General features: G+C 54.0%; 10 protein-coding genes, 1 tRNA gene and 3 rRNA genes. 10 read left to right on the top strand and 4 right to left on the bottom strand.

The features are described from left to right. Positions 1-139 precede the first annotated feature (139 nt). Positions 140-412, top strand: coding sequence for a nucleoid-associated protein HU-alpha (gene hupA, locus HVX64_RS21535; protein WP_001044509.1), 273 nt, complete (start codon positions 140-142; stop codon positions 410-412). 12 nt (positions 413-424) lie between these two features. Beyond that, positions 425-1,120: a DUF1481 domain-containing protein gene (locus tag HVX64_RS21530; protein ID WP_043001799.1), complete on the top strand. Its 696-nt coding sequence runs from the start codon at positions 425-427 to the stop codon at positions 1,118-1,120. 70 nt (positions 1,121-1,190) lie between these two features. On the opposite strand, the gene zraP is transcribed toward HVX64_RS21530, so the two are convergent. Then, positions 1,191-1,625: a zinc resistance sensor/chaperone ZraP gene (gene zraP / locus HVX64_RS21525; protein ID WP_044256818.1), complete on the bottom strand. Its 435-nt coding sequence runs from the start codon at positions 1,623-1,625 to the stop codon at positions 1,191-1,193. A 247-nt stretch (positions 1,626-1,872) separates the two neighbouring features. On the opposite strand from zraP, the gene zraS reads away from it, so the two are divergent. Together zraS and zraR are read left to right on the top strand one after the other, a co-directional pair. Beyond that, positions 1,873-3,279: a two-component system sensor histidine kinase ZraS gene (gene zraS, locus HVX64_RS21520; RefSeq protein WP_044256811.1), complete on the top strand. Its 1,407-nt coding sequence runs from the start codon at positions 1,873-1,875 to the stop codon at positions 3,277-3,279. Next, the gene (gene zraR / locus HVX64_RS21515; protein WP_044256813.1) at positions 3,276-4,601 is read left to right on the top strand and encodes a sigma-54-dependent response regulator transcription factor ZraR; all 1,326 of its coding nucleotides are present in this window, start codon (positions 3,276-3,278) and stop codon (positions 4,599-4,601) included. Before zraS ends, zraR begins: the two co-directional genes overlap by 4 nt. Here the strand turns inward: zraR and purD are convergent. Further along, positions 4,598-5,887 carry a phosphoribosylamine--glycine ligase gene (gene purD / locus HVX64_RS21510; protein WP_044256815.1) on the bottom strand — a complete coding sequence of 430 codons (1,290 nt, stop codon included), beginning with the start codon at positions 5,885-5,887 and terminating at the stop codon, positions 4,598-4,600. The genes zraR and purD overlap by 4 nt on opposite strands. A gap of 11 nt (positions 5,888-5,898) precedes the next feature. Then, complete coding sequence (gene purH / locus HVX64_RS21505) at positions 5,899-7,488, bottom strand: bifunctional phosphoribosylaminoimidazolecarboxamide formyltransferase/IMP cyclohydrolase (RefSeq protein WP_044256817.1); 1,590 nt, start codon at positions 7,486-7,488, stop codon at positions 5,899-5,901. A gap of 625 nt (positions 7,489-8,113) precedes the next feature. Here purH and HVX64_RS21500 point away from each other — a divergent pair. From HVX64_RS21500 to rrf, 4 genes are all read left to right on the top strand, one after another. Next, positions 8,114-9,655: ribosomal RNA gene (locus tag HVX64_RS21500) — 16S ribosomal RNA — on the top strand. A 171-nt stretch (positions 9,656-9,826) separates the two neighbouring features. Beyond that, a tRNA-Glu gene (locus HVX64_RS21495) sits at positions 9,827-9,902 on the top strand. 196 nt (positions 9,903-10,098) lie between these two features. Further along, a 23S ribosomal RNA gene (locus HVX64_RS21490) occupies positions 10,099-13,004 on the top strand. A gap of 199 nt (positions 13,005-13,203) precedes the next feature. After that, positions 13,204-13,319, top strand: a 5S ribosomal RNA gene (gene rrf, locus HVX64_RS21485). The 16S, 23S and 5S rRNA genes sit together here with 1 tRNA gene alongside, the layout of an rRNA operon. A gap of 165 nt (positions 13,320-13,484) precedes the next feature. Here the strand turns inward: rrf and HVX64_RS21480 are convergent. Next, positions 13,485-13,934, bottom strand: a complete 450-nt coding sequence (locus HVX64_RS21480) for an acetyltransferase (protein WP_044253422.1) — start codon at positions 13,932-13,934, stop codon at positions 13,485-13,487. A gap of 156 nt (positions 13,935-14,090) precedes the next feature. Between HVX64_RS21480 and metA the strand changes: the two genes are divergently transcribed. Beyond that, positions 14,091-15,020, top strand: coding sequence for a homoserine O-succinyltransferase (gene metA, locus HVX64_RS21475; RefSeq protein ID WP_042998991.1), 930 nt, complete (start codon positions 14,091-14,093; stop codon positions 15,018-15,020). Positions 15,021-15,288: 268 nt separating this feature from the next. Next, positions 15,289-16,890, top strand: a complete 1,602-nt coding sequence (gene aceB / locus HVX64_RS21470) for a malate synthase A (protein WP_042998992.1) — start codon at positions 15,289-15,291, stop codon at positions 16,888-16,890. Positions 16,891-17,006 lie beyond the last annotated feature (116 nt).

The raw sequence follows: 17,006 nt of genomic DNA, 5'->3' as shown, positions 1-17,006 counted from the left end.
CCCTTCCGCCCCCCGTCTGGTCTACATTTGGAGGGCGAAAAAAAGTGGCTATCGGTGCGTGTATGCAGGAGAGTGCTTTTCTGGCATTTCCGTCGCACTCGATGCTTAGCAAGCGATAAACACATTGTAAGGATAACTTATGAACAAGACTCAACTGATTGATGTAATTGCAGACAAAGCAGAACTGTCCAAAACCCAGGCTAAAGCTGCTCTGGAATCCACTCTGGCTGCTATTACTGAGTCTCTGAAAGAAGGCGATGCTGTACAACTGGTTGGTTTCGGTACCTTCAAAGTGAACCACCGTGCTGAGCGCACTGGCCGCAACCCGCAGACCGGTAAAGAAATCAAAATCGCCGCAGCTAACGTACCGGCGTTTGTTTCTGGTAAAGCACTGAAAGACGCAGTTAAGTAAGACCGCGTGGCTGTGAACAGTTTTAATGAAGGGGCGGCTTCGCCCCTTTCGTCTGTCTGGCGTCGCACGTTGACGTTAGCAGGCGTGCTGTTGCTAACGGCCTGTAGCCATAACGCCTCTCTTCCGCCGTTTACCGCCAGTGGGTTTGCTGACAACCAGGGTGCGGTGCGTATCTGGCGTAAAGACGCATCAGACGGCGTCCATATGCTTTCGGTGTTCAGTCCGTGGCGTAATGGCAGTACCACAACCAGCGAGTACCGCTGGCAGGGTGATTCCCTTTCACTGATAGAACTCAATATTTATGGCGAACCGCCGGAGCATATCCGCGTGCGTTTTGACGATCGCGGCGAACTGAGCTTTATGCAGCGCGAAGTCGATGGTCATAAACAGCAGTTGTCGAACGACCAAATCGAATTGTACCGTTACCGTGCCGAGCAGATCCGCCAGACCAGCGATGCATTGCGACAGGGGCGGGTGGTCTTGCGTCAGGGACGCTGGCATGCCGCTGAACGTACGGTTACCACCTGCGAAGGCGAGACGATTAAACCGGATTTAGATGCCTGGGCGATGAGTCACATTGAGCGCCGCCAGAGCCATTCATCTGTTGACGTCAGCGTGGCATGGCTGGAGGCGCCCGAAGGGTCACAGCTTCTGCTGGTGGCGAATTCCGACTTCTGCCACTGGCAGCCAAAAGAAAAAACGTTTTGATGGGTGCCGGATGGCGGCTTACATCAGACATTCTGTAGGCCTGATAAGCGTCGCGCCATCAGGCAAAACATTACCAGTGTCCCATTCCCATGTGGCCGCCACGACCACCGCATCCGCCGTAACCCATCCCCATACCGCCAGGGACACCGGCCTGAGCCATGGCAACATCCCGTTTCACCCGTTGTTCATCCAGTGACTGTCTTAAGGATTCCATCTCTTTCGCCACCGCATTGATTTTGGCGGTATCCGGCGGATTCGTCGCTAACAGCGCGTTGTATTCATAGCGTTTGGACATCAGTTGTTGGCGTAGGGCGTTAGTCTGGTTGTAAAAGTCATTATGGATTTTTTGCGCGGCAGCCTGCTGCTCTGCGTTCAGTCCACTGCCATTTTGTTGCCACATGCCGCCGCCGTTCCCCCAGTGATGCCGCGCCAGGGCGGGGCTGGAGCCCAGCACCATCAAAGAGAGGGCGATCAGCGCCAGGCCTGCTTTCGTGTTCCGTTTCATCATTTATCCTCCAGTGGGTGGTCTTATCTTCTGTATTGCATCTTCCGTGCCAGACTGATTCTTCCCGCCTGGCGCGGGTTCTGGCGATGCACAGGCCAGCAAAGCGAGTAAAAATGACTCGCCGGAAGGACGCAGTGGGTCATTTTTACCCGGCGGTGTCGGCAGTTTGTGTGGCAAGACCGGGATACGAGCCGCGAAAAGTGGCATGATTTCTGCTGAAAAGAAGGGATTGAGTCACTCAGAGCTGATGAGAATGATGCGAGAACATAAGGATACGGTAGCCCGATGGTTGAGCGGGGTGCTACCCGCCATCATCCTGATTCTGGTTGGGCTATTTGCCGTGATGGTGATCCGTGATTACGGGCGTGAAAGTGACGCAGCGCGGCAGACGCTGCTGGAAAAAGGTAGTGTGCTAATCCGTGCACTGGAGTCGGGGACGCGCGTCGGGATGGGCATGCGGATGCATCATGCTCAGCAGCAAACGCTGCTCGAAGAGATGGCGGGGCAGCCAGGCGTGCTGTGGTTTGCCGTGACCGATGCGCAGGGCAACGTTGTCATGCACAGCGATCCTGCCCTGGTCGGGAAAACGCTCTACTCGCCAGCAGAGATGCACACATTACACCCAGGAGAAGAGGCGCGCTGGCGTGCGCTTGACGCGACGGATGCGCAGGGGGAGACCGTTCCGGCGCTGGAGATCTATCGTCAGTTCCAGCCGCTGTTTTTCCCTGGACGACACGGGATGCGTGGGATGTCGCGTGGTAATGGCGCAATGCCGGGTTCTGCTCATCAGTTCATTTTTATCGCCTTTGATGCCAGTGAGTTGGCCATGACGCAGGCGCGTGAGTGGCGTAATACGCTGATTATGCTTTTCGCGCTGACCACCGTGCTGTTGGCAACTCTCCTGACGTTTTTCTGGTACCGGCGATACCTGCGTTCTCGCCAGCTGTTGCAGGATGAGATGAACCGTAAAGAGAAGCTGGTGGCGATCGGGCATCTGGCCGCAGGCGTCGCGCATGAGATTCGAAATCCGCTCTCTTCCATCAAAGGACTGGCAAAGTACTTTGCTGAACGCGCGCCAGCGGGCGGTGAAGCGCATGAACTGGCGCAGGTGATGGCGAAAGAGGCCGATCGTTTAAACCGGGTGGTCAGTGAACTGCTGGAACTGGTGAAGCCCGCGCACTTGTCCTTGCAGTCGGTGGATCTCAATGCGGTAATTGACCACTCTCTGCAACTGGTCAGCCAGGACGCGCAGAGTCGGGCGATTGAGCTGCAATTTGTGTCTGACCCTGCGCTGCCGCCCGTTCAGGCTGACCCGGACCGGCTGACGCAGGTGTTGCTGAATCTTTATCTGAACGCGATTCATGCCATCGATCGGCAGGGGACCATCCGCGTTGAGGCAAGCACAAGCGGAGCCGATCGCGTTAAAATCACCGTTGCAGACAGCGGGAAAGGGATTGCGGCGGAACAGCTGGCCGCCATTTTCACCCCTTATTTCACGACGAAAGCGGACGGTACGGGACTGGGGCTGGCGGTGGTACAGAACATCATTGAACAGCATGGCGGGACGATCCAGGCGGATAGCCTGCCAGGTAAAGGCGCAACGTTCACCCTCTGGCTCCCGGTGACGTTAACACGTAAGGATTCACAAGGATGATTCGCGCAAAGATCGATATTCTGGTGGTGGATGACGACGTCAGCCACTGCACTATTTTACAGGCATTACTGCGAGGATGGGGCTATGACGTCGCGCTGGCCTACAGCGGGCGAGCCGCACTCGAGCAGGTGCGTGAACACGTCTTTGACCTCGTGTTGTGCGATGTACGCATGGCGGAGCTGGACGGCATCGAAACGCTGAAAGAGATCAAGACGCTGAACCCGGCAATTCCGGTGCTGATCATGACGGCGTTTTCCAGCGTGGAGACGGCGGTAGAGGCGCTAAAAACCGGCGCGCAGGATTACTTAATCAAACCGTTGGATTTTGATAATCTGCAAACGACGCTGGAAAACGCGCTGGCGCATACGCGAGCATCCGCCAGCGAGCTGCCGTCAGTTTCCGCCTCGCAGTTTGGGATGGTCGGCGAAAGCCCGGCGATGCGACAACTGCTGAGTGAAATTGCGATGGTTGCGCCTTCCGATGCAACGGTATTGATTCATGGAGATTCTGGCACCGGGAAAGAGCTGGTGGCGCGCGCGCTGCATGCCTGCAGTGAGCGGAGCGACAAACCGCTGGTAACGTTGAACTGCGCGGCGCTCAACGAGTCGCTACTGGAATCTGAGCTGTTCGGTCATGAAAAAGGCGCATTTACCGGTGCCGACAAGCGCCGGGAAGGGCGTTTTGTCGAAGCCGATGGCGGCACGCTGTTTCTTGATGAGATTGGTGATATCTCGCCGATGATGCAGGTGCGGTTACTGCGGGCGATTCAGGAACGCGAAGTTCAGCGTGTGGGCAGCAACCAGACGATCTCGGTCGATGTCCGCCTGATTGCCGCGACTCATCGCGATCTGGCACAAGAGGTGCAAGCCGGACGTTTTCGTCAGGATCTCTACTATCGCCTGAACGTAGTGACCATTGAAACGCCGTCGCTGCGTCAGCGGCGGGAAGATATCCCCCTGTTGGCTGACCACTTTCGCCAGCGGTTTGCTGAACGTAACCGTAAGGCGGTGAAAGGGTTTACCCCACGGGCGATGGATCTGCTGATTCACTACGACTGGCCGGGGAATATCCGTGAGCTGGAAAATGCGATTGAGCGTTCAGTGGTCCTGCTGACCGGAGAGTATATTTCTGAGCGCGAGCTGCCGCTGGCGATCGCGAGTCAGCCCCTGCCGCTCATGACGGAGCAGGCCATTCAGCCGCTGGTGGAAGTCGAAAAAGAGGTGATTCTGGCGGCGCTGGAAAAAACGGGCGGCAACAAAACGGAAGCCGCCCGTCAGCTAGGGATTACGCGAAAGACGCTGCTGGCGAAACTGTCGCGTTAGTTCTGTTCACGCTCAATGGCGCGCCAGCCGATGTCTTTACGGCAGAAACAGTCGTCCCAGTGGATATCGGTCATTAAGGCATAGGCGCGTTTTTGCGCCTCTGCCACCGTATCCCCCAGCGCAGTGACGCACAGCACGCGACCACCGCTGGTGATAACCTGCTCGTTATCGTCCAGTCGGGTGCCGGCGTGGAACACTTTGCCATCTGCCACTTCTTCCAATGGCAAACCGTGGATCACGTCGCCGGTGCGATAATCGCCAGGATAACCGCCCGCTGCCATCACCACGCCAAGCGAGGCGCGATCATCCCACTCTGATTTTTGCTCGTCCAGTTTGCCTTCGCAGGCAGCAAGGCAAAGCTCAACCAGATCGGATTTCATACGCAGCATGATGGGCTGGGTTTCCGGATCGCCAAAGCGGCAGTTAAATTCGATCACCTTCGGATTGCCCTGTTTGTCGATCATCAGACCGGCATACAGGAAACCGGTATAGGTGTTACCTTCTGCCGCCATGCCTTTGACGGTTGGCCAGATGATGCGTTCCATCGTGCGCTGATGGACGTCATCCGTCACCACCGGCGCCGGAGAATAGGCACCCATCCCGCCGGTGTTCAGGCCGGTATCACCATCGCCTACGCGCTTATGATCCTGACTGGTCGCCATCGGCAAGACGTGCTCGCCGTCGACCATCACGATAAAGCTGGCTTCTTCGCCGTCGAGGAACTCTTCAATCACGATGCGATGACCCGCGTCGCCAAACGCGTTGCCAGCCAGCATATCATGTACGGCGGCTTCGGCTTCTTCCAGCGTCATTGCGACAATCACACCCTTACCGGCAGCCAGACCGTCAGCCTTAATGACGATCGGCGCGCCTTTCTCACGCAGATAAGCGAGAGCTGGTTCGATCTCCGTAAAGTTCTGATATTCGGCCGTCGGGATCTGGTGACGTGCAAGGAAATCTTTGGTGAACGCTTTTGAACCTTCCAGTTGTGCCGCGCCTGCGGTTGGACCGAAGATTTTCAGGCCCGCCGCACGGAAGGTATCGACCACGCCTTTCACCAGCGGCGCTTCCGGGCCGACGATCGTCAGGTCAATCTTTTCACTCTGGGCAAAGTTCAGCAGTGCCGGAATATCGGTTGCGCCGATCGCGACGTTTTGCAGCGTCGGTTCCAGCGCGGTGCCGGCGTTACCCGGTGCAACAAATACGGTTGCCACTGTTGGTGACTGAGCGGCTTTCCACGCCAGAGCGTGCTCGCGCCCGCCGTTTCCGATAACTAATACTTTCATGTCTCGCTCCATTAATGGCGGAAGTGGCGCATGTCGGTGAAGATCATCGCAATGCCGTGTTCGTCAGCAGCGGCAATGACTTCATCATCACGGATGGAACCGCCTGGCTGGATCACGCAGCTCACGCCAACAGCGGCAGCAGCATCAATACCATCGCGGAACGGGAAGAAGGCGTCGGACGCCATCGCGGAACCTTTCACTTCCAGACCTTCATCCGCGGCTTTGATCCCGGCAATTTTAGCGGAGTAGACGCGGCTCATCTGGCCTGCGCCAATACCGATAGTCATGTTCTCTTTGGCGTAAACAATGGCGTTGGATTTAACGAACTTCGCGACTTTCCAGCAGAACAGCGCGTCGCGCAGTTCCTGTTCGGTCGGCTGGCGCTTCGTCACCACGCGCAGCTCACCAGCAGTGACCATACCCAGATCGCGATCCTGTACCAGCAGACCGCCGTTAACACGTTTGAAGTCCAGGCCCGGCACGCGCTCAGCCCACTGACCGCAGGTCAGAACGCGCACGTTTTGCTTGGCAGCGGTGATTTTCAGCGCCTCATCGGTCGCTGATGGAGCGATGATCACTTCGACAAACTGACGGGAGATGATGGCCTGCGCCGTTTCAGCATCCAGTTCGCGGTTAAAGGCGATGATGCCGCCGAAGGCAGATGTTGGGTCGGTTTTGTAGGCGCGATCGTAGGCATCCAGAATAGAGGTGCTTACGGCAACGCCGCATGGGTTCGCGTGCTTGACGATAACGCAGGCTGGCTCGCTGAACTCTTTCACACATTCCAGCGCGGCGTCGGTATCGGCGATGTTGTTATAGGAGAGCGCTTTGCCCTGAACCTGCTGAGCGGTTGCAACGGAGGCTTCTTGTACGTTCTCTTCTATATAGAATGCAGCCTGCTGGTGGCTGTTTTCACCGTAGCGCATATCCTGCTTCTTAATGAAGTTCAGGTTCAGCGTCCGCGGGAAGCGACCCGCGGCGTCTTTGCTTTCACCGTGATAGGCCGGAACCATGCTGCCAAAATAGTTGGCAATCATACTGTCGTAAGCGGCGGTGTGTTCGAAGGCTTTAATCGCGAGGTCGAAACGGGTATCGAGGGTCAAAGAGCCGTCGTTGGCATCCATCTCTTTAATAATGGCGTCGTAGTCGCTGCTCTTTACAACGATTGCGACATCTTTATGGTTCTTTGCGGCAGAGCGCACCATTGTCGGCCCGCCGATGTCGATGTTCTCTACAGCATCTTCCAGTGAGCAGCCTTCGCGGGCAACGGTCTGGGCGAACGGATAAAGGTTAACAACCACCATGTCGATGGGGGCGATGCCGTGCTGTTCCATAATCCCGTCATCCTGACCGCGACGACCGAGAATGCCGCCGTGTACTTTAGGATGCAGGGTTTTGACGCGTCCATCCATCATTTCCGGGAAACCGGTGTAATCGGAAACTTCGGTCACCGGCAGACCTTTCTCTGCTAACAGACGGGCAGTGCCCCCTGTCGACAGCAGATCCACACCACGTGCGGAAAGTGCCTGGGCGAATTCGACGATACCGGCTTTGTCAGAAACACTGAGCAGAGCGCGGCGGACTGGACGACGTTGTTGCATGGTAAATCCCCTGGATTTGACGATAACAGAGAGCGTTAGCTGAATTTTTCGTGAAAAACTTAGCTAACGCCCCTTACGGGGCATCCTTGTTTTGCGGGGGCATTGTAACGAAAACGTTTGCGCAACGCTCGCGAATTTTTCTTTTTCGATTCTGGTTCTGATTTTCTCTCTATATAGATCGTTAACGGCAGGGAAGATCCGCTCAAAGATCCCGACGATTGTGGATAAGTCTGTGTATAAAAGGGTATAAGGCGGGATTTTGCTGGGGAATGCAGCAGTCAGTCATTTTTCTGCAACTTTTCTATTGCGGATGCCCGGGAACTCCCTATAATGCGCCTCCATCGACACGGCGGATGTGAATCACTTCACACAAACAGCCGGTTCGGTTGAAGAGAAAAATCCTGAAAATCAGGGTTGACTCTGAAAGAGGAAAGCGTAATATACGCCACCTCGCGACAGAGCGCTAAAGCGCGTCGCAACTGCTCTTTAACAATTTATCAGACAATCTGTGTGGGCACTCAGAGTGACATGGATTCTTAACGTCGCAAGACGAAAAATGAATACCAAGTCTCAAAGAGTGAACACGTAATTCATTACGACGTTTAATTCTAAGAGCATCAAACTTAAATTGAAGAGTTTGATCATGGCTCAGATTGAACGCTGGCGGCAGGCCTAACACATGCAAGTCGAACGGTAACAGGAAGCAGCTTGCTGCTTTGCTGACGAGTGGCGGACGGGTGAGTAATGTCTGGGAAACTGCCCGATGGAGGGGGATAACTACTGGAAACGGTAGCTAATACCGCATAATGTCGCAAGACCAAAGAGGGGGACCTTCGGGCCTCTTGCCATCGGATGTGCCCAGATGGGATTAGCTAGTTGGTGAGGTAACGGCTCACCAAGGCGACGATCCCTAGCTGGTCTGAGAGGATGACCAGCCACACTGGAACTGAGACACGGTCCAGACTCCTACGGGAGGCAGCAGTGGGGAATATTGCACAATGGGCGCAAGCCTGATGCAGCCATGCCGCGTGTATGAAGAAGGCCTTCGGGTTGTAAAGTACTTTCAGCGGGGAGGAAGGTGTTGTGGTTAATAACCGCAGCAATTGACGTTACCCGCAGAAGAAGCACCGGCTAACTCCGTGCCAGCAGCCGCGGTAATACGGAGGGTGCAAGCGTTAATCGGAATTACTGGGCGTAAAGCGCACGCAGGCGGTCTGTCAAGTCGGATGTGAAATCCCCGGGCTCAACCTGGGAACTGCATTCGAAACTGGCAGGCTTGAGTCTCGTAGAGGGGGGTAGAATTCCAGGTGTAGCGGTGAAATGCGTAGAGATCTGGAGGAATACCGGTGGCGAAGGCGGCCCCCTGGACGAAGACTGACGCTCAGGTGCGAAAGCGTGGGGAGCAAACAGGATTAGATACCCTGGTAGTCCACGCCGTAAACGATGTCTATTTGGAGGTTGTGCCCTTGAGGTGTGGCTTCCGGAGCTAACGCGTTAAATAGACCGCCTGGGGAGTACGGCCGCAAGGTTAAAACTCAAATGAATTGACGGGGGCCCGCACAAGCGGTGGAGCATGTGGTTTAATTCGATGCAACGCGAAGAACCTTACCTGGTCTTGACATCCACAGAACTTGGCAGAGATGCCTTGGTGCCTTCGGGAACTGTGAGACAGGTGCTGCATGGCTGTCGTCAGCTCGTGTTGTGAAATGTTGGGTTAAGTCCCGCAACGAGCGCAACCCTTATCCTTTGTTGCCAGCGGTTAGGCCGGGAACTCAAAGGAGACTGCCAGTGATAAACTGGAGGAAGGTGGGGATGACGTCAAGTCATCATGGCCCTTACGACCAGGGCTACACACGTGCTACAATGGCATATACAAAGAGAAGCGACCTCGCGAGAGCAAGCGGACCTCATAAAGTATGTCGTAGTCCGGATTGGAGTCTGCAACTCGACTCCATGAAGTCGGAATCGCTAGTAATCGTGGATCAGAATGCCACGGTGAATACGTTCCCGGGCCTTGTACACACCGCCCGTCACACCATGGGAGTGGGTTGCAAAAGAAGTAGGTAGCTTAACCTTCGGGAGGGCGCTTACCACTTTGTGATTCATGACTGGGGTGAAGTCGTAACAAGGTAACCGTAGGGGAACCTGCGGTTGGATCACCTCCTTACCTTAAAGAACCTGCCTTTGTAGTGCCCACACAGATTGTCTGATGAAAAGTAAAAAGCAAGGCGTTTACGCGTTGGGAGTGAGGCTGAACAGAATAAGGCCGCTCGCTTTCTATTGATGAAAGCTCACCCTACACGAAAATATCACGCAGCGCGTGATAAGCAATTTTCGTGTCCCCTTCGTCTAGAGGCCCAGGACACCGCCCTTTCACGGCGGTAACAGGGGTTCGAATCCCCTAGGGGACGCCACTTGCTGGTTTGTGTGAGTGAAAGTCGCCGGCCTTTGTATCTCAAAACTGACTCAGCGAGTCATGTTTGAGATATTTGCTCTTTAAAAATCTGGATCAAGCTGAAAATTGAAACGACACACTGTTAATGGTGTGTTCGAGTCTCTCAAATTTTCGCAACACGATGATGAATCGAAAGAAACATCTTCGGGTTGTGAGGTTAAGCGACTAAGCGTACACGGTGGATGCCCTGGCAGTCAGAGGCGATGAAGGACGTGCTAATCTGCGAAAAGCGTCGGTAAGGTGATATGAACCGTTATAGCCGGCGATGTCCGAATGGGGAAACCCAGTGCAATTCGTTGCACTATCGTTAACTGAATCCATAGGTTAACGAGGCGAACCGGGGGAACTGAAACATCTAAGTACCCCGAGGAAAAGAAATCAACCGAGATTCCCCCAGTAGCGGCGAGCGAACGGGGAGCAGCCCAGAGCCTGAATCAGCATGTGTGGTAGTGGAACGGTCTGGAAAGGCCGGCGATACAGGGTGACAGCCCCGTACACAAAATTGCATGTGTTGTGAGCTCGATGAGTAGGGCGGGACACGTGGTATCCTGTCTGAATATGGGGGGACCATCCTCCAAGGCTAAATACTCCTGACTGACCGATAGTGAACCAGTACCGTGAGGGAAAGGCGAAAAGAACCCCGGCGAGGGGAGTGAAAAAGAACCTGAAACCGTGTACGTACAAGCAGTGGGAGCCTCTTTATGGGGTGACTGCGTACCTTTTGTATAATGGGTCAGCGACTTATATTCTGTAGCAAGGTTAACCGAATAGGGGAGCCGAAGGGAAACCGAGTCTTAACTGGGCGTTAAGTTGCAGGGTATAGACCCGAAACCCGGTGATCTAGCCATGGGCAGGTTGAAGGTTGGGTAACACTAACTGGAGGACCGAACCGACTAATGTTGAAAAATTAGCGGATGACTTGTGGCTGGGGGTGAAAGGCCAATCAAACCGGGAGATAGCTGGTTCTCCCCGAAAGCTATTTAGGTAGCGCCTCGTGAATTCATCTCCGGGGGTAGAGCACTGTTTCGGCTAGGGGGCCATCCCGGCTTACCAACCCGATGCAAACTGCGAATACCGGAGAATGTTATCACGGGAGACACACGGCGGGTGCTAACGTCCGTCGTGAAGAGGGAAACAACCCAGACCGCCAGCTAAGGTCCCAAAGTCATGGTTAAGTGGGAAACGATGTGGGAAGGCTCAGACAGCCAGGATGTTGGCTTAGAAGCAGCCATCATTTAAAGAAAGCGTAATAGCTCACTGGTCGAGTCGGCCTGCGCGGAAGATGTAACGGGGCTAAACCATGCACCGAAGCTGCGGCAGCGACACTAAGTGTTGTTGGGTAGGGGAGCGTTCTGTAAGCCTGTGAAGGTGTGCTGTGAGGCATGCTGGAGGTATCAGAAGTGCGAATGCTGACATAAGTAACGATAAAGCGGGTGAAAAGCCCGCTCGCCGGAAGACCAAGGGTTCCTGTCCAACGTTAATCGGGGCAGGGTGAGTCGACCCCTAAGGCGAGGCCGAAAGGCGTAGTCGATGGGAAACAGGTTAATATTCCTGTACCAGGTGTTACTGCGAAGGGGGGACGGAGAAGGCTATGTTGGCCGGGCGACGGTTGTCCCGGTTTAAGCGTGTAGGTGTGTGTTCCAGGTAAATCCGGTTCACTTTAACACTGAGGCGTGATGACGAGGCACTACGGTGCTGAAGCAACAAATGCCCTGCTTCCAGGAAAAGCCTCTAAGCATCAGGTAACATCAGATCGTACCCCAAACCGACACAGGTGGTCAGGTAGAGAATACCAAGGCGCTTGAGAGAACTCGGGTGAAGGAACTAGGCAAAATGGTGCCGTAACTTCGGGAGAAGGCACGCTGATATGTAGGTGAAGCGATTTACTCGTGGAGCTGAAATCAGTCGAAGATACCAGCTGGCTGCAACTGTTTATTAAAAACACAGCACTGTGCAAACACGAAAGTGGACGTATACGGTGTGACGCCTGCCCGGTGCCGGAAGGTTAATTGATGGGGTTATCCGTAAGGAGAAGCTCTTGATCGAAGCCCCGGTAAACGGCGGCCGTAACTATAACGGTCCTAAGGTAGCGAAATTCCTTGTCGGGTAAGTTCCGACCTGCACGAATGGCGTAATGATGGCCAGGCTGTCTCCACCCGAGACTCAGTGAAATTGAACTCGCTGTGAAGATGCAGTGTACCCGCGGCAAGACGGAAAGACCCCGTGAACCTTTACTATAGCTTGACACTGAACACTGGTCCTTGATGTGTAGGATAGGTGGGAGGCTTTGAAGCGCGGACGCCAGTTCGTGTGGAGCCGTCCTTGAAATACCACCCTTTAATGGCTGGTGTTCTAACGTGGGCCCGTAATCCGGGTTGCGGACAGTGTCTGGTGGGTAGTTTGACTGGGGCGGTCTCCTCCTAAAGAGTAACGGAGGAGCACGAAGGTTAGCTAATCCTGGTCGGACATCAGGAGGTTAGTGCAAAGGCATAAGCTAGCTTGACTGCGAGCGTGACGGCGCGAGCAGGTGCGAAAGCAGGTCTTAGTGATCCGGTGGTTCTGAATGGAAGGGCCATCGCTCAACGGATAAAAGGTACTCCGGGGATAACAGGCTGATACCGCCCAAGAGTTCATATCGACGGCGGTGTTTGGCACCTCGATGTCGGCTCATCACATCCTGGGGCTGAAGTAGGTCCCAAGGGTATGGCTGTTCGCCATTTAAAGTGGTACGCGAGCTGGGTTTAGAACGTCGTGAGACAGTTCGGTCCCTATCTGCCGTGGGCGCTGGAGAATTGAGGGGGGCTGCTCCTAGTACGAGAGGACCGGAGTGGACGCATCACTGGTGTTCGGGTTGTCATGCCAATGGCACTGCCCGGTAGCTAAATGCGGAAGAGATAAGTGCTGAAAGCATCTAAGCACGAAACTTGCCCCGAGATGAGTTCTCCCTGACCCTTTAAGGGTCCTGAAGGAACGTTGAAGACGACGACGTTGATAGGCCGGGTGTGTAAGCGCAGCGATGCGTTGAGCTAACCGGTACTAATGAACCGTGAGGCTTAACCTTACAACGCCGAAGCTGTTTTGGCGGATTGAGAGAAAATTTTCAGCGTTGATACCGGATTGTAGTGCGCAATAGTTTGCGCAGCGGCAAGGCGGCAAATGAAGCGACGGAAGGAGCATACACAGGTATGTGACTGACGTTCACGAATGCAGCCAACGCAGCTGATGCGATAAAATATTGCGTACAGAGCACCAAGAATTTGCCTGGCGGCTGTAGCGCGGTGGTCCCACCTGACCCCATGCCGAACTCAGAAGTGAAACGCCGTAGCGCCGATGGTAGTGTGGGGTCTCCCCATGCGAGAGTAGGGAACTGCCAGGCATCAATTAAGTGAAGAGCCCATCCTGACGGATGGGCTTTTTGCGTTTCTGCGCTGCAAATTTGGAGTGTGGCTTTGCCTTATCTGGCCTGTAGGCCTGACAGGCGCAGCGCCTCAGGCAGACCGCACCACTGCCGGATGGCGGCTTTGCCTTATCCGGCCTGCTGTCAGGACGAGGCTTTGTGGTAACGCAAATGCAATAACGGATATGGCTGCCCAAGATCGTCGACCTCTGCGCGCCCCGTCACCCTGAATCCCATCTTCTTATAGAATCCCACAGCTTGTTCATTCTGCTCGTTCACGTTAGTCGTCAACGCGGGCGCTAGCGAAAGCGCATGCTCTATCAACAGTTTACCCACGCCACAGCCCCGAATATCGGGATCAACAAACAGCGCATCCATATGCTCTCCAGTGAGCAACATAAACGCGACGGGCTCATCCTGCTCATTCGCGGCAACCCAAAAAGGGGCTTCGGGTAAAAACGAGCGGACCAGCTCCTCCAGCTTGATGCGGTACTCTTTAGACAGAAAATCATGCGTGGCGTCGACCGAACGGCACCAGATTGCAATCAGTTTGTTCCCTTCATCATGCCGCGATCGGCGTATGTTAATAACCATATTCTCTCCTTTTCGTTATGCTTATATTCTAACGTATCCGTCGTCGTGAAACTTTCTCACCTTTAACATGCAGGCTCGACATTGGCGTGATTTCTGAGTATCTTCAGCTATCTGGATGTCTAAACGTTTAAACGTATGTAGTGAGGTTATCAGGTTATGCCGATTCGTGTGCAGGACGAGCTACCCGCCGTCAATTTCTTACGTGAGGAAAACGTCTTTGTTATGACGACTTCCCGTGCTTCAGGTCAGGAAATTCGTCCGCTAAAGGTACTCATCCTCAACCTGATGCCGAAGAAAATCGAAACGGAAAATCAGTTTTTGCGGCTGCTGTCGAACTCTCCGTTGCAGGTGGATGTACAGTTACTGCGCATTGATGCACGTGAGTCGCGTAATACGCCAGCAGAGCATCTGAACAACTTCTACTGTAACTTTGAGGATATCTGCGATCAGAACTTCGATGGCTTGATCGTCACCGGCGCGCCGCTGGGTCTGGTGGAGTTCAATGATGTTGCCTACTGGCCACAGATCAAACAAGTGCTGGAGTGGGCGAAAGATCATGTCACCTCAACGCTGTTTGTCTGTTGGGCGGTCCAGGCAGCGCTTAATATCCTCTACGGTATTCCGAAACAGACCCGCACTGATAAGCTTTCTGGCGTTTATGAGCATCATATTCTTCACCCTCATGCACTGCTGACGCGGGGTTTTGATGATTCGTTCCTGGCCCCGCATTCACGCTATGCTGATTTCCCGTCAGTGTTGATCCGTGACTACACCGATCTTGAGATCCTCGCCGAGACTGAGAATGGTGATGCCTATCTTTTTGCCAGCAAAGATAAACGCATTGCGTTTGTCACGGGCCATCCGGAATATGATGCCAACACATTAGGTAGCGAATATTTCCGCGATGTAGAAGCCGGATTAAACCCCGACGTTCCCTACAATTATTTCCCGCAAAACGATCCCCAAAACAAACCTCGCGCTACCTGGCGAAGCCACGGTAATTTGCTGTTCATCAACTGGCTCAACTATTACGTCTACCAGATCACACCATATGATCTGCGTCACATGAATCCAACGCTGGATTAATCGTCTGTCGCTGACGATCCTAAAGCGTTTCAGCATAGTGAATCAGGCACCTTCGGGTGCCTTTTTTATTTCCGAAATGCACTTCAACTTGTGATTAAACTTTATTTTTATTGTTATCAACAGGTTAATTGATAATTAAATTAAAAATGGAAATTGTTTTTGATTTTGAAATTTAAATGAGTAGTCTTAGTTGTGCTGAACGAAAAGCGCACAACGATCCTTCGTTCGCATTGGGAATGCTTTGTTATCAATGACGAGGAGTTACAGAATGAATCAACAGGCAACGACTACCGATGAATTGATCTTTACCAGGCCCCATGGTGAGCCAGAGAAGCAGATCCTGACCGATGAAGCGGTCGAATTTCTCACTGAACTGGTGGCGCGCTTTACGACGAAGCGCAATAAGCTGCTCGCGGCTCGTATTCAGCAGCAGCGGGATATCGACAACGGTATATTGCCTGATTTTATTTCGGAAACTGTTTCCATTAGAAACGGAGACTGGAAGATTCGCGGCATTCCGGAGGATTTACAGGATCGTCGGGTCGAAATCACCGGACCGGTTGAACGCAAGATGGTCATCAATGCGTTGAACGCGAATGTGAAGGTTTTTATGGCCGATTTCGAAGATTCGCTGGCACCGGAATGGAGCAAAGTGATCGACGGGCATATCAACCTGCGTGACGCGGTAAACGGCACCATCAGCTACACCAATGAAGCTGGCAAAATCTATCAGTTGAAGCCCAATCCGGCATTACTGATTTGCCGTGTGCGTGGTCTGCACCTGCCGGAAAAACATGTGACCTGGCGCGGTGAAGCGATCCCCGGCAGCCTGTTCGATTTTGCCCTCTATTTCTTCCATAACTACAAAGCGTTGCTGGCCAAAGGCAGCGGTCCCTATTTCTACCTGCCGAAAACGCAGGCCTGGCAGGAAGCGGCCTGGTGGAGTGAAGTCTTCAGCTATACCGAAGATCGTTTCAATCTGTCGCGCGGTACGATTAAAGCTACGCTGCTGATTGAAACCCTGCCGGCCGTGTTCCAGATGGACGAGATCCTGCACGCGCTGCGTGACCATATTGTCGGGCTGAACTGTGGTCGCTGGGATTACATCTTCAGCTATATCAAAACGCTGAAGAATCATCCGGATCGCGTTCTGCCGGACCGCCAGGTGGTGACGATGGATAAGCCTTTCCTTAGCGCCTATTCGCGTCTGCTGATTAAAACCTGTCACAAACGTGGTGCCTTCGCGATGGGCGGTATGGCGGCATTCATCCCGAGCAAAGACGCTGAACGCAATAATCAGGTACTCAGCAAGGTGAAAGCGGATAAAGCGCTGGAAGCCAATAACGGCCACGACGGCACGTGGATTGCGCATCCGGGACTGGCGGATACCGCGATGGCAGTCTTCAACGAGGTGCTCGGCGAGAACAAAAACCAGCTGTTTGTGACCCGTGATGAAGACGCGCCGATTACCGCAGAACAATTGCTGGCGCCATGTGAAGGCGAGCGTACGGAAGAGGGGATGCGCGCCAATATTCGCGTTGCGGTGCAGTACATCGAAGCGTGGATCTCCGGCAACGGCTGCGTGCCGATTTATGGCCTGATGGAAGATGCGGCGACAGCGGAGATCTCCCGTACGTCAATCTGGCAGTGGATCCATCACGAGAAAACCCTGAGCAACGGCAAACCGGTCACTAAGGCGCTGTTCCGCCAGATGTTGGCTGAAGAGATGCGGGTCATCCAGGACGAACTGGGTGAACACCGTTACAGCAGCGGCCGATTTGATGATGCCGCGCGCCTGATGGAGCAAATCACCACTTCTGACGAATTAATCGATTTCCTGACATTGCCAGGCTACCGCCTGCTGGCGTAAATGCCCAGGCTATTTTGTTCGCCATTTTGGCCCCGGGCCGTGCTCAAAATCCTCACGTACGATAAGTACGCTCCGGTTTTTGCGCGGCTTCCCGTGACCAAACTGCCTTCACCAAT

This window comes from Citrobacter sp. RHB20-C16, assembly GCF_013890155.1.
Lineage (GTDB): Bacteria > Pseudomonadota > Gammaproteobacteria > Enterobacterales > Enterobacteriaceae > Citrobacter_A > Citrobacter_A amalonaticus.
Note: the sequence above shows the minus strand (reverse complement) of the source record. Positions and strands in the feature narration are given on the sequence as shown.

What these genes read in the sequence shown, in the direction of transcription:
- hupA (WP_001044509.1), top strand. Translation starts at nt 140, where the DNA reads ATGAACAAGACTCAACTGATTGATGTAATTGCAGACAAAGCAGAACTG.
- purH (WP_044256817.1), bottom strand. Translation starts at nt 7,488, where the DNA reads ATGCAACAACGTCGTCCAGTCCGCCGCGCTCTGCTCAGTGTTTCTGAC.
- zraP (WP_044256818.1), bottom strand. Translation starts at nt 1,625, where the DNA reads ATGAAACGGAACACGAAAGCAGGCCTGGCGCTGATCGCCCTCTCTTTG.
- purD (WP_044256815.1), bottom strand. Translation starts at nt 5,887, where the DNA reads ATGAAAGTATTAGTTATCGGAAACGGCGGGCGCGAGCACGCTCTGGCG.
- metA (WP_042998991.1), top strand. Translation starts at nt 14,091, where the DNA reads ATGCCGATTCGTGTGCAGGACGAGCTACCCGCCGTCAATTTCTTACGT.
- aceB (WP_042998992.1), top strand. Translation starts at nt 15,289, where the DNA reads ATGAATCAACAGGCAACGACTACCGATGAATTGATCTTTACCAGGCCC.
- zraR (WP_044256813.1), top strand. Translation starts at nt 3,276, where the DNA reads ATGATTCGCGCAAAGATCGATATTCTGGTGGTGGATGACGACGTCAGC.
- HVX64_RS21480 (WP_044253422.1), bottom strand. Translation starts at nt 13,934, where the DNA reads ATGGTTATTAACATACGCCGATCGCGGCATGATGAAGGGAACAAACTG.
- zraS (WP_044256811.1), top strand. Translation starts at nt 1,873, where the DNA reads ATGAGAATGATGCGAGAACATAAGGATACGGTAGCCCGATGGTTGAGC.